Source organism: Alteromonas sp. ABH4_456 (assembly GCF_056160645.1).
The window spans coordinates 645,560-657,759 of record NZ_JBSWXO010000001.1; the positions used below are offsets into that span (position 1 = coordinate 645,560).

Annotated in this window: 10 protein-coding genes; 4 read left to right on the forward strand and 6 right to left on the reverse strand. The window is 49.5% G+C overall.

Translation table 11 applies throughout. The features are described 5' to 3' along the window. The first annotated feature begins 2 nt into the window (after positions 1–2). Complete coding sequence (locus ACXAG2_RS03020; protein WP_119500789.1) at positions 3–614, forward strand: response regulator transcription factor; 612 nt, start codon at positions 3–5, stop codon at positions 612–614. A 79-nt stretch (positions 615–693) separates the two neighbouring features. Here the strand turns inward: ACXAG2_RS03020 and rplS are convergent, their stop codons facing one another. From rplS to ACXAG2_RS03050, 6 genes are all read right to left on the reverse strand, one after another. Further along, on the reverse strand, positions 694–1,053 hold the full coding sequence (gene rplS, locus ACXAG2_RS03025) for a 50S ribosomal protein L19 (protein ID WP_119500788.1): 360 nt from the start codon (positions 1,051–1,053) through the stop codon (positions 694–696). 18 nt (positions 1,054–1,071) lie between these two features. Beyond that, the gene (gene trmD, locus ACXAG2_RS03030; protein ID WP_474864411.1) at positions 1,072–1,833 is read right to left on the reverse strand and encodes a tRNA (guanosine(37)-N1)-methyltransferase TrmD; all 762 of its coding nucleotides are present in this window, start codon (positions 1,831–1,833) and stop codon (positions 1,072–1,074) included. Further along, complete coding sequence (rimM, locus tag ACXAG2_RS03035; protein ID WP_119500786.1) at positions 1,833–2,354, reverse strand: ribosome maturation factor RimM; 522 nt, start codon at positions 2,352–2,354, stop codon at positions 1,833–1,835. Before rimM ends, trmD begins: the two co-directional genes overlap by 1 nt. Before the next feature lie 25 nt (positions 2,355–2,379). Then, positions 2,380–2,631 carry a 30S ribosomal protein S16 gene (rpsP, locus tag ACXAG2_RS03040; RefSeq protein ID WP_070174859.1) on the reverse strand — a complete coding sequence of 84 codons (252 nt, stop codon included), beginning with the start codon at positions 2,629–2,631 and terminating at the stop codon, positions 2,380–2,382. A 135-nt stretch (positions 2,632–2,766) separates the two neighbouring features. Then, positions 2,767–3,654 carry a response regulator gene (locus ACXAG2_RS03045; protein WP_474864414.1) on the reverse strand — a complete coding sequence of 296 codons (888 nt, stop codon included), beginning with the start codon at positions 3,652–3,654 and terminating at the stop codon, positions 2,767–2,769. Then, on the reverse strand, positions 3,635–5,665 hold the full coding sequence (locus ACXAG2_RS03050) for an MHYT domain-containing protein (RefSeq protein WP_474864416.1): 2,031 nt from the start codon (positions 5,663–5,665) through the stop codon (positions 3,635–3,637). The genes ACXAG2_RS03045 and ACXAG2_RS03050 overlap by 20 nt, the downstream gene beginning before the upstream one ends. A gap of 276 nt (positions 5,666–5,941) precedes the next feature. On the opposite strand from ACXAG2_RS03050, the gene ACXAG2_RS03055 reads away from it, so the two are divergent. From ACXAG2_RS03055 to ACXAG2_RS03065, 3 genes are all read left to right on the forward strand, one after another. Continuing rightward, positions 5,942–7,702, forward strand: coding sequence for an ABC transporter transmembrane domain-containing protein (locus ACXAG2_RS03055; protein WP_474864418.1), 1,761 nt, complete (start codon positions 5,942–5,944; stop codon positions 7,700–7,702). Between the two features lie 125 nt (positions 7,703–7,827). Next, the gene (locus ACXAG2_RS03060) at positions 7,828–8,883 is read left to right on the forward strand and encodes an efflux RND transporter periplasmic adaptor subunit (protein ID WP_474864419.1); all 1,056 of its coding nucleotides are present in this window, start codon (positions 7,828–7,830) and stop codon (positions 8,881–8,883) included. Next, entirely contained in the window at positions 8,876–11,989 is a 3,114-nt protein-coding gene (locus ACXAG2_RS03065) for an efflux RND transporter permease subunit (RefSeq protein ID WP_474864421.1), read from the forward strand. The genes ACXAG2_RS03060 and ACXAG2_RS03065 overlap by 8 nt, the downstream gene beginning before the upstream one ends. The last annotated feature ends 211 nt before the right edge of the window (positions 11,990–12,200 follow it).

Consider the following 12,200-nt stretch of genomic DNA (forward strand, 5'->3'; position numbering starts at 1 on the left):
CTATGCAGGCTATTTCGTTACTCATTGTCGAAGACCAGTCACTGGTGCGGGATGCTATCGCCAGTTTACTGGATCTGGAAGATGACATCACTGTCACCGGAAAGTGTGTGGACGGGGAAGCTGCCATCTCATGGCTTAGTAACAATCCTCATCCCGATATGATTTTGTCTGACATCGAAATGCCAAATCTGAGTGGCCTGGACATGGCCCGTAAGTTACAGGACTCAGGTTTTGCCGGCACTGTGGTATTTATGACGACATTTTCTAAACCCGGTTATATTAAACGGGCTATGCAGCTTGGTGCAAAAGGCTTTATTTTAAAAGAATCTGACAGTGATTATCTTATCTCAGCGTTAAGGAAAATCAATCGTGGAGAACGTGTCATTGATCCTGAGCTGGCTTTACTGGCATTAGATGACAATAACCCCCTGTCTGAAAAGGAGCGTAAGGCGCTGAAACTCGCCAGCGACGGATTAAAAACCAAAGAAATTGCATCTCAGTTATTTCTGTCAGAAGGCACGATTCGAAATTATCTCTCAGAGTCCATTGCCAAACTCGGGGCAACAAACCGTGTTGATGCAGCCAGAATCGCAGAACAGAAAGGCTGGCTGTAAAGGTTTTTTCAGAAGACACAAAAAAGCCCGCTTAAAGCGGGCTTTTTCATAGTTAACAGTAACGCAAGGATTAGTAATCTTAGTTAAGCTTCTCTTTGATACGTGCAGATTTACCTGAACGCTCACGCAGATAGTAAAGCTTAGCACGACGAACTGCACCACGACGTTTAACTTCAATAGAAGAAACCGCCGGGCTGTGTGTTTGGAACACACGCTCTACGCCTTCGCCGCTTGAAATTTTACGTACGGTAAAAGACGAGTGAAGACCACGGTTACGCTTAGCGATAACAACACCTTCGTACGCCTGAAGACGCTCTTTGTCACCTTCAGTAACGCGAACTTTTACTACTACTGTGTCACCTGGACCAAATGCAGGAACATCAGCTTTGAGCTGTGCTTGCTCAATTTTCTTGATGATATCTTGACTGACTTTGCTCATCATATCCTCTCGTCCTAGTTAACTGTCATCTTGCTGCAACTGCGACTTGAATACTTCAAGAAGACGCTGCTGCTCCTCAGTCAGAGCTAGGTGGTTTAATAACTCGGGGCGACGCTGCCAGGTTCTGCCCAGCGATTGCATCTGTCGCCACTGTCTGATTTTTTCGTGATCACCGCTCAACAACACAGGAGGAACCGCTTTACCGTCGAGTACTTCAGGCCGCGTATAATGCGGACAATCCAGTAACCCGTCGGTGAAAGAATCTTCAATGGCAGAAGCCTGATGACCGAGTACACCCGGCACCATTCTGGCTACCGCATCCATGAGCACAAGCGCTGGCAGTTCGCCGCCACTTAGCACGTAATCCCCTACTGACCATTCTTCGTCAACATGGGCCTCAATGACGCGCTCATCGATTCCTTCGTAACGTCCGCAGATAAATATCATGCGATCGTTAGTAGCAAGGCGTTTAACCCCTGCCTGATCCAGCTTTTTACCCTGTGGTGATAAGTAAATCACCTTTGCATGTTCACCGCCGGCTTGTTTTGCCGCGGCGATGGCGTCAGTTAAAGGCTTCACCATCATCAACATACCCGGACCACCGCCATAAGGGCGATCATCGACGGTACGATGACGATCGTGTGTGTAATCACGTGGGTTAAACATGTCGACATCCAGAATGCCTGATTTCACAGCCCGTCCCACAACGCCTTGTTGCATGAAGGGTGCGAACATATCAGGAAACAAACTGATAACGCCGAACCATTTCTCCGCAGTCACTAGAACCCCGGGTCCCAGTCTACCGTAATTACACTTGCAGCCTTATCTACCGATTTAATGACGGAGTCCATCACATACGGCAATAATCTTTCTTTTTGACCAAATGCGTCATTCACTTTGGCGCGGACCTGCAAAACGTCATTTGCGCCAGTGTTAAACACATCTTTCACCACACCCAAATCGTAACCTTGCGTAGTTACGACCTGCATGCCGGTGAGCTCCCGCCAGTAAAATTCACCTTCACCAAGTTCAGGTAACTGGTTTTCGTTAATTGCGATGTCCAGATTCTTGATGCGCTCTGCGTCATCACGACTCTCTACACCGACAACTTTCGCCACCAGACTTTTACCGTGGGGTCGCCACTGATCAATCCGGTATTCTTTACCATCACTGAGTTGCCACGGTGAATAGTCAAAAATACCTTCTGGTACATCAGTAAAGCTGTTGATCTTGACCCAACCTTTCACACCATACGATGCCCCGATCTTGCCAATAATCACTTTGTCAGACGCTTGACTCATCTTTACCTACCAGATTAAGGACAGCTTACGCTGCCGCTTTTTTAGCTTCTTTTACCAAGCTGTTAACGCGCTCAGATAAGCTCGCGCCAACACCAACCCAGTATTCAACACGCTCAAGATCTAAACGCAGACGTTCTGCCTGACCTTGTGCAGTTGGGTTGAAGAAACCGACGTTTTCGATGAAACGACCGTTTCTTGCGCGGCTGCTGTCAGCCACAACTACTTGATAAAATGGACGCTTTTTCGCGCCACCACGCTGTAAACGAATAGTAACCATAGTTGCCTCAAACTCGTTGTAGCGTTACCGTTAACTTACCTCGTTGAAAGCACTGAAAAGTCAGCGCCAACAAGAAGGCCGCGGCATTATACGGATCTACGCTTTAATTGCAAGTTTAGTGATGAAAAAAGCGCCTCAGGACACCTTTTCCGATACGGTGTGGATGATGGGGTAAGGTAAGTTCCACATATGCAGCATAAATAACAATGCCTGTCGGGGTGAAACTTTTGCCGGGATGGTTACACCGGCCAGCAAATCCTGTTTCAACGCCATGATCATCAGAACCAGTGCATTAAGGGGGGTAGCATGGTCTTTGCACCGGGAAAGTGCCTGTTCCAGCCTGGCGCCAACTGCAGGGTCGTTTAATAAACCCGGCAGCCGCATCATTAACTCAGCGGTGAACAACAACGCATAAAACTGACTCTCCCCCAGTGTCAGTTTCAATGATGCATCCTTGAAATCACTGTAATCTCCCTGCCCGAAAAAACGTTCTCCACAAAGGGACACGGCCTTTTTCATATTATCATTGATGTCAGGCCGTACAGATGCAGTGAGCTCGCACAAATTGGAATTGACGCATTGCATGAACTGTTTCAGCAAGGTAAAAGAATTAAACAAAGGCGAACTGGCTGCCATCGACTGACAAGCAGCACTATCCGGAAATGTCTGATTCACTTCCTCAACAGCACGTAAATGCTGGGTCAGCAAACCATGTGAGCAGGGTTTCGTAAACCAGCAGTGAGACACCTGACTTCCCTGCAGTATTAAACTCTCATTCGCCTGGCCTGATAACACGAAACGACTGATCACCGGGTTGCCTTCGCTCACTTTCTCAAGAAATTCAACACCGTTCATCACCGGCATCATAATGTCGGTAATGACCACATCAGGCGTACCGGAGGCGATAGCCTCCAGCCCTTTTTGCGGCGAGTCAGCAATACTGATTTTCCAGCCGGTCTGATACAACGCCCGTTTAAGGCCGTTGAGCACCATTTTTTCATCATCAACAAAGAGTATTTTCATCACTGAGCTCACTTTCAACGGTCTGCGGGTGTTCCACCGGTAAAACAATTTTAAAGGTAGTTCCCAGTCCAACTTCACTGTTAACTAATATTTGGCCTTTGTGCTTTTCTATAATCACTGCATAGGCCAGTGAAAGCCCCTGCCCTGTTCCTTTACCGGGCGGTTTGGTCGTAAAAAACGGTTCAAAAATGCGTTTGCATACCTTTTTACTCATGCCTGTTCCATTGTCGGTAATCTCAATGATCACCGTGTCACCCGCAGGATACACACGCACCTGAATCAAACCTTTTTCCATCCGTTCGCGGCCAAACTTTTCTTCTACGGCATGGGCGGCATTAACAATAAAGTTTAGTACCACCTGATTCACTTCGTCTCTGCTGCAGGTCACCAGCGGTACATCTTCAGAAAACTCCGCTTCAAGGTCGGCCACATAACGCCATTCTCCCCGGGCCACCGTAATGGTTGAGGAGATTGCTTCTTTCAGGTCGACCTTATGCATTTTTTCGTCACCCGAATGGGAAAAAGACTTCATCGCCCCGACGATTTTTGCAATACGCTGCAAACCTTCAACCGACTGGTCGAATGCCACTGGCATCTCGTCAATAAGGAACTCAATATCTTCACCCTTCATCAGAGCTTCAAGTTCTGCTCTTATTTCAGCCTGTTCGCCTTCATCCTTACTGTTGAGAAGCGCATGAACGGTTTTCATCACAGAAATGCCGGTTTCAGATGCGCCCTTTAAGAAGAAGATATTGTCTGACACATACTGCGTCGGAGTATTTATTTCATGAGCAATACCGGCAGCAAGCTGGCCGATGGATTCCATTTTCTGTGCCTGCCGCAACTGGTCTTCCAGCATAAGTCGTTGGGTGATATCACGGATAACCACGTTGAACAGATGCATGTTCTGTATAACCACGGTCATAGGAGAAAAATTCATTTCGCAATGGAAGGTAGTGCCGTCCGACCGTTTACCGTCCAGTTGCATGACGTGTTGTTGCTTCCCTTCTTCACCGTCTCCTGTGAGCAGCCGGATGTCGAATCCGGGCAGGATCTTTGTAATATCCTCGTTGCGCAACTGGTCTGCATCTTTATATCCGAACAAACTGAGTCCGACAGTATTCACGCCGGTAATCCGGCCATTTTCATTGACCACCAGCAAGCCGTCAGCCAGGTTTTCCACGATGTCTTTCTCTCTGGCAGCGCTGACTTTGGCTGTAAGCTCAGCAGCCTGTAAACGCTTGTCGAAAATTGACCCCAGCAGCGTTGTTGCAAAAATGACGAATACCAGTGTTGTAATAGCCAGTGCGAGAATGGCTGGTTCAGCGTGGCCCCCGGTCTCTGAGGGAATAAATGTTACTGGCAAATAATAATGCACCGCATACATTGCCACATAGTGCATGCCCGCGATGGCCATGCCCATCACCATGGCACACCCCACCAATCCTAATTGCCCGCGAATGTTTTTACGCTGTATGTAAATCACCATATAAATGGCAACCATCGCAAACAGCCAGGCGCAAACGATGGAGAGTAAGAAGAAGCCAAAATCGTAGGTCATGGCAGCTTCAGTCTCCATAGCTTCCATGCCTGTGTAATGCATTGCCCCAATCCCGATCGCCAGACTCAATGAACTCAGTTGAATATTGGCAAAGGTGAATACTTGTGTCGCTATGAGTTTCGCAGCGATATAAGCGCCAACAATGGGCGGCAATATAGACACCATAGTCAATGCCACATCAAATGACATGCCGATAGGCAACATAAAGGCGAGCATGCCGGTGAAGTGCATCGCCCAAACCCCTAACCCAAATGTCACACTGCCAAACCGCTTCCATTGCCGTCTTGTCGACAACAATTCGGTTTGCCACATCCGTTTTAACACAACAATTAACGAGTAGGCCGCCAGCGTAGAAACGAGCAGAGAAAGGAAAAGAATAAAGTGATTATAATGACCGTTTACTTCCGTATATAACGCCGGTTCCGGCGTAATAAACCTCCAGAAAGTCATACTGCTATATTCCTCGTATCACAGATAAATGTAAAAGGTTTTGCATGGAGGCTCCCGGAGACGGTTCACTTGTTTAACAAACACAGAACCTGACTGACTACTAAAAATACCTTTTGCTGTTGTTTAACTATGGTCAATCTCCGGTGAAATTCAAATTATGGGTCAGAAATTTATTGTGTTTTTGGTCTTGCTGAATGACGAAGTGGTCTTATCCGGCAATCCTGATAGTTAACTGTGGCGTAAAATACAAAGTTCAGAGTTTTTTGAGATACCGGCATGACTTCAGATCAAGGAAAGAATAAGGCAACAACCTGGCAGGTTGTTAAATGGATCCGGACCCTGCTCACGGGCTACCGGATACAGGTGACAGGCGCAATCATCGCCTTGCTGGTGGCCTCCGGCGCGTGGCTGCTTCTGGGTCAGGGAATTAAGCTGGCCGTCGATCAGGGTTTTATGAACGACAACGCAGACATGCTGAACCGGGCAATTATTGGTGTTCTTGTGATTACTGCGGTGGCAAGCCTGGCAACCTATGTGCGTTTTTACCTGATGACCTGGCTGGGTGAACGCATCAGTGCCGATATACGCATCAGCGTATTTTCTCATTTGCTCACCCTGCCACCGTCTTTCTTTGCCAAATTACGCACCGGAGAAGTCATTTCCCGCTTCACCAGCGACACCACCATTATTCAAACAGTGGTGGGTATGAGTCTGTCGATGGCGATCCGCTCCTTTATCACTTTCACCGGCGCGCTGGTGCTGATGACCATTACCAGCCCGGTGCTGACCTTGTGCGTATTACTGGCGGTGCCGGCGGTGTTAGTCCCCATCCGTTTGCTTGCCCCTCAGGTACGTCATTACGCCCGTCTGAGTCAGGACAGGGTGGCAGATTTGGGGGCGCATATTGATCAAAGTTTACATGAAATAATGACTGTACAGGCGTTCAACGCAGCAGATTTGGAACGATCCCAGTTCAAGGCCGGCGTGGATGCCATTATGGAAACCGCCGGACGCCGTATCCATTACCGTTCTATGCTGATTGGATTAATTATGCTGATGAGTCTCAGCGCGATCGTCCTGATTGCCTGGTTCGGTGCCAGACAAGTGTTTGCCGGTGATATGACGGCAGGTGAACTGTCAGCCTTTTTATTCTATGCGGTGATGGCCGGCGGCAGCGTGGCAACCATCAGCGAGGTTATCGGCGAAGTTCAGCGTGGAGCCGGCGCTAGCGAACGGTTACTGGAACTTTTACATACGGTGCCGGACATCTCCCCGGGCATAATACAGTTCAGCAATGACACGGCCAGACCACCAGCCATCATTTTTGACAATATTACTTTTTGTTACCCCGGCAGCGGCGTCCTGTTTAATCAACTGTCTTTAACTGTCAATCCCGGCGAGAAGGTTGCCCTGGTAGGGGCCAGCGGAGCAGGAAAAACGACGCTGTTTCAATTGTTGCTTCGCTTTTATGATGTGCGCAAAGGCACCATTCTGCTGGACGAAGCCCCTATAACGTCATTATCGCTGGAATCATTAAGAAGTCAGATCGCGATTGTTACTCAGGAGCCCGTGGTTTTTGCCACCAGCGTACTTGAAAATATCCGCTACGGTTGCCCGTCAGCCAGCGATGAGCAGGTCAGGAAAGCAGCTAAATCCGCATTTGCCCACGAATTCATTGAAGAGCTGGAGAAAGGCTATCACACCCAGTTGGGAGAACGGGGAGTAAGGTTGTCCGGCGGTCAGAAGCAGCGCATTGCCATTGCCCGTGCCCTGCTGGCCAACAGGCCAGTACTGTTACTTGATGAAGCAACCAGCGCACTGGATGCCCGCAGTGAAAAAATGGTGCAGGAGGCGCTGAATAAGCTGATGCAGGGTCGTACTACCATCATTATTGCTCACAGGCTGGCCACCGTGAAACATGTTGACCGGATCATCGTAATGGATAAGGGACACGTTGTAAGTACCGGAAAACACGATGAACTGATAGAAAACGATACGCTGTACAGGGAGTACGCTGAACTGCAATTGCTTAGCTGACAAGGCTGTGGTGCTATACGCAGCTTATAAAAACAAAAATTTAACAACAATCACTTTACTGACTCCGGCGCGTCTCCGTTCAGCGTGCAGGAGAGTGACAAGCGTTGATGAAACACGGAAATACAATGAAAACCCAACTACGAACCTCTGTTTTTTTTAGTCTCACTGTTTTATTTTCCATAGTGAGCAGCAGTGCCAATGCCCAGTTTTTTGGCGATAATCAGGCCAAACTCGTTGTCCTTGAAGAAATTAAATTTCAATATGCCAAACGGGATGTGGAAGCTGTGGGAACTGCAGAAGCCGTCCGCTCGGTTGTATTGTATCCCGCTGTTGCAGACGAAGTGACTGAAGTGAATTTTGTACCGGGCCAGTATGTAGAACAGGGCCGGGTACTGGTAAAACTGGACGACCGCCGTCAGCAGGTTGCCGTTCGCCGCGCTGAGCTCCAGTTACTTGACGCAGAACGTTCCTATAAACGTTTACAGGAAAGCCGGGCAAAGGGCGCCATTCCCCAGAGTGAACTCGATCTGGCGCAAACCACCCGAGACCTTGCCAAAGTTACCCTTGATGAAGCCAAAGCTGATTTAGAAGACCGCACCGTTGAAGCACCGTTCAGCGGGATTGTCGGCCTGTCAGATGTTGAAGTGGGCGATCGTATTACAGCCACCACCGCCATCACGACTCTGGATGACAGAAGCAAACTCTTTGTTGATTTCCGCGCCCCTGAAGCAGCGCTTACTGTATTGCTCAACCAGCCGGAAGTCACGTTACAACCCTGGACAAACCGCGATAAAACACTGCCGGCAGAAATTGCTGAAGTTGACTCGCGTATCAGCGAAACTGACCGTACCTTACGTGCACGGGCTATCCTGGACAACAATCTCGACAACTACCGCCCGGGAATGAGCTTCCGTGTAAACCTTGAGATTAATGGCAATGAATATGCGGCTGTACCTGAAGCTTCTTTGTTATGGGGTGCAACCGGTGCCTACGTGTGGATTGCTGAAAATGGTAAAGCCCGCCGCGTTGATGTGATTGTGCATCAGCGTCTGCGAGGCACAATTCTCGTATCCGGTAACCTGTCTCCGGGTGATATGCTGATTTCTGAAGGTGTTCAGCGTCTTCGTGAAGGGCAGCAAATCACAACCGAACTGGCACGCCGGAGCGACAACAATGACTAAGCACTCTCAACAGACCGGCGATTTGCCGTCGGTTTCTATTCGCCGCCCCGTATTAATTGTTGTTCTTAATCTGCTTATTGTCATTGCCGGCTTTGCTGCCGTTAACGGTCTGGAAGTACGGGAACTGCCTGACGTTGATACACCACAAATCACTGTAACGGCGGAGTACCCCGGCGGTTCTCCGGAAACCGTGGACGCTGAAGTGACCAGCCGGCTGGAAGGCGCAGTGGCCCGGGTCAGCGGTGTGAAAAATATCTACGCTCAGAGCGAAGAAGGCTCCGCCCGCGTGCGGGTTGAGTTCAGACCCGGCATTGATTTGGAAGATGCTGCCAATGAAACCCGCGAATCAGTAAGTCGTGTACAGCGCCAGTTACCCGAGGATGTGGAACAGGTATCCATTATCCGTGCAGACAGTGACGCTCAGGCGGTAGTCAGTCTGGCAGTATCCAGTGACACTCTGGATATGGAAACGCTGACCGAGCGTGTTGATACCGATCTGGCGCCGCTATTTTTGAGTATTCCCGGAGTTGCTGACGTACAGTTAAGTGGCGACCGCGAGCGCGTACTTCGCGTGTCTGTCGATCCTCTGCGGCTGACCAGTTTCAACCTGTCGATGACAGATGTGGCAAATGCACTCGAATTAGCGCCCTTTGATGTTCCTGCAGGGAGCATCCAGTCTCAGGACCAGTCTCTCATCGTCCGCGCAGATGCGACGTCTGTTTCAGCACAGGATGTTTCAGATATCGTGATCAGCGGAGATATCCGGGTTGGCGATGTCGCCAGCGTATTTTTTGGCCCCGCAGACAGCAGCAGTATGGTGCGCCTTGACGGTCGTCCGGTGATTGGTTTAGGCGTGATCAGACAAGCCAGCTCTAATACCATCGAAATTTCAGATGAAGTTATGGCCATGGTGGAAGATCTGAACAAACGTTTTGTTGATATGGACATTGTCGTTACCAGTGATGACGCTGAATTCATCCGTGATTCTGTGGGCGAAGTGATTGGCTCTTTAAGCATCACCATTATTCTGGTTGTGTTTACATTATTAGTCTTCATTGGTTCATGGCGTGCAACCATCGTCCCCGCCCTGTCCATTCCGGTATCCCTGGCCGGGGCGCTTGGCGTTATCTGGATGCTTGGCTTCTCAATCAATATTCTTACCCTGCTCGCACTGGTGCTGGCAACCGGGATGATTGTTGATGATGCTATTGTGGTGTCAGAAAATATTCAGCGTCGCCGGGGCATGGGCCTCGGAGCCAGAGCCGCGGCAGTTATCGGTACCCGTGAAGTGTTTTTTGCGGTTGTAGCAACCACGGCGGTACTCGCTTCGGTGTTCATCCCCATCGCATTTTTACCGTCTACGGCGGGACGTCTGTTCAGAGAATTCGGCGGTGTACTGGCCGGTGCGGTAATCATTTCATCCTTCGTCGCACTTTCTCTGGTACCTGCTCTGACCGCACGTTTGCCGGTGAAGAAAGCCAAAGAGAAAGGCATATTTTCAGCCACGCTGGGACGTTTCGGAAATGCATGCCTGCGTGGTTATCAGCGCTCACTTTTATGGTCGCTTAAATACGCCTGGCTTATTGTCCTGTTAAGTATTCTGGCTGCTGTTGGCGCCTGGTTTACAGCTCAGAATATAAACAATGAGCTGCTCCCCAGCGAAGACCGTGGCACAATCCGTATTTTCGCCCGTGGCCCTGACGGCGCAGGCATGAATTTTATGGATCGTCAGGCTCATAAGATGGAAGAGGTGCTGCTGCCTTACGTCGAAAACGGTACTGTGGATTCTATCTATACGGTCGTCGGCTCCTGGGATCCAAACATTGTATTTATCACAGTACCTCTTAAACACTGGGATGACCGCGATAAATCATTACAGGATATCGTGTCGGAAATCCGTCCTCAGTTGCAGGCAATTCCGGGAGCGCCGGGAAATGCATTCGGGGGCAACAGCCTGAATTTACGTGGTCAGGGTGGCGGACTTGAACTCGCCTTAACCGGCAGCAGCTACGAACGTATTTATGAAGCCGCGATGGACTTTGCAGCTGCTATTGAAACCAACATTCCGGAATTGGGTTCACCCCGTGTGAGTTATGAACCCACCCAGCCTCAAATGCGTGTGAATATCGACCGTCGCCGGGCAGAAGAGCTGGGCGTACCGCTTAGTGACATTGCTGCGACACTCAGGGCTGCCGTGAATGGCGACGATATTGCTGATTTGAATGTAGGTGACCAGGCGATTCCAATCATGCTGGAATCCAGCAGACGAAATACCAGCAACCCGTCGGATTTAACTAATCTCTATGTGAAGTCTGATAATGGCTCACTCATCCCGCTGAGCAGCGTAGCGTACATCACGGAAGAAGGTGTTGCCGCGGAGCTGGAGCGTCAGTCCCAGCGCAGAGCCATTAAACTGGAAATGGAATTACCTGACGGCTTCCCCATCAATGAAGCGGTGGAGAAAATCCGCGCCCTCGGCAACGACACACTTCCTGATGGCATTGGCACTGTGTTCCTGGGTGAAGCACAAACATTTGAAGAAACCTCTCAGCAAGTTGCACTGACTTATGTTCTGGCTTTCATCATCGTGCTGCTGGTTCTGGCAGCGCAGTTTGAGAGTGTTAACAGTGCCATTGTGGTTATGCTCACTGTACCTTTCGGTATCGCCGCAGCGATTTATGCGCTGTACCTGACCAATACCACAATTAATGTGTATTCGCAGATTGGTCTGGTGATGCTGATAGGCCTGCTGGCGAAAAACGCCATCCTGCTCATCGAATTCGCTGACCAGCTCCGCGACCACGGCTATTCAGTCTACGACGCCATAGTAGAAGCCGGTAAGGTACGTCTGCGTCCCATCATGATGACACTGGTATCCACCATCCTTGGTGGTCTGCCGCTTATCCTGTCCTCCGGTGCCGGCGCGGAATCCCGTAACGCCATCGGTTGGGTGGTGTTCGGAGGCCTTGGCATCGCAGTAGTGTTTACTCTTTACCTGACACCGGTGCTGTATCTCGCCCTCGCCCGTTTCACTAAGCCACGGGCAGATGAAACCCAGCGGCTGGAGAAAGAGCTCACCGATGCTGATGAACAGCAAATAGCGTAAACAAACTAATTGACATATTTGTCTAAAGGACTCGATTGTCGCTTTAAAGCTGTAAGCTTATAAAATGGTGTCTTGTCCTTTTCATGCTGACTTGAGTCTACGATTCGCATCCCTGAGACTCTAAATAACTGTTCTTAAGTGTAGAGCACCCCATAGGGGAACTCAGTGTGATTTCTGCGATCAGATCAATCGCCAAAAAGAAATTACCGAG